This is a genomic window from Anaerorhabdus sp. (assembly GCF_036637135.1).
Classification (GTDB): Bacteria; Bacillota_I; Bacilli_A; order Erysipelotrichales; family Erysipelotrichaceae; genus Anaerorhabdus.
On the sequence record NZ_JAVWNC010000036.1, the window covers coordinates 21,504 to 22,869 of the forward strand.

General features: G+C 28.7%; 1 protein-coding gene. It reads left to right on the top strand.

Features of this window, described 5'->3' with window-relative positions; all coding sequences use genetic code 11:
- Positions 1-146 precede the first annotated feature (146 nt).
- Complete coding sequence (locus RR643_RS07750) at positions 147-1,109, top strand: hypothetical protein (protein ID WP_332482850.1); 963 nt, start codon at positions 147-149, stop codon at positions 1,107-1,109.
- The last annotated feature ends 257 nt before the right edge of the window (positions 1,110-1,366 follow it).

Below are 1,366 nucleotides of genomic sequence, written 5' to 3' on the forward strand. Positions count from 1 at the left end.
GAATTTGGGAGCTTCATAAAGGTTCTTTCATGATTTGTGTAAAAAATTAATTTTCTTGTTATAGAAAGATGTATTTTAAATGCTATAATTAGGTTAATTAGAATTAAGGAAAATATTTGTATTATTCGGCCGATAGGAGTTATCAAATGAAGAAATTATGTATAGTTTTGCTTATTTTATTATGTAGTTGTTCAAACAAAGAAACAGAACAAGAAACAATCAAGTATAAAGTTGAGCAGTTTCCATTACCTCAAATTCAAGTAGAAGAAAATGATTCAATTGAATATGGAATTGTACAAGGTGATGAACTCTTTTTGAATGTACTTCATGAAAAAAATGACAACTATACTACTAAAAAATTGTATAGTTATAACTTTGTTAATGATACGTTGGAAGAAGTACAACTGGATTTTGATAAAGAATCCAGTCGGATAATAAGCTTTAATAATGATTATTATGTGCGTGTGTTTGATTTGGAACAACCCATGTTAAGTTATGAAATTGTGGATCGAATAGATAATGAACTCTTGTTTAGTGGAACAACAGACGATAGTATTTATTCGGTACCTCGTATTAATCAATTTGATACTACATTAGCGATGATTGTCGAAAAAGAAAGTATGTTTTATTTTCTTGTTGAACCTAGTCATCAAGATAAAGTAGAACTATATAATTTAGATCAACCAAGATACCTTAATGTATATCGCTACCATGATGATATTTACATGTATGAAAGCAAGGAAAATTGTATTAATAAGATTACTTATATTGATAATTCCTTAAAAGAACAGAAAATATGTAGTGATCACAATGAACAAATAATACCAGTGATGAATAAGTATCTAATCGTTAACAAAGAGGGAAAATATTTTTACGAAGATCAAGAGATAGATATTCAATTGCCAGAAATACATGATTTTTGCATATTGGATGAAGGGACGTTAATATTAAGTAAGGGAGAAGTATATTTTTTAACACTTGAAAACGATCAATTCATTGTTACTAAATTGGATGGTGTAACTGAAGGGATTAGTTTTAGAGGAATTAATGGAAATTCAGCTTTGGTAATAGGGAATGATCCAATTTATAAAGTTAGTATCAATAACTAGGAAGTTTAGCTCTAGTGTCATAATGAAATAATAGAATAGTAAAATGGATGAGTTATGCAAAATTCATCTTTTTTATCTCTTAGGAAAGTTCTCTGCGATTAAAGTAAAGATACAGCGATGAACAGAGGACATGAGACAAGGAATATGCGTGAAAGTTCAGCGAAAGAAACTTGAATCATATTCAATTTACGAGGAGTTTATATTAGAATATATTCATACATGAAGGAGCTCATCATGAAAACAATCTCCTACTCTAA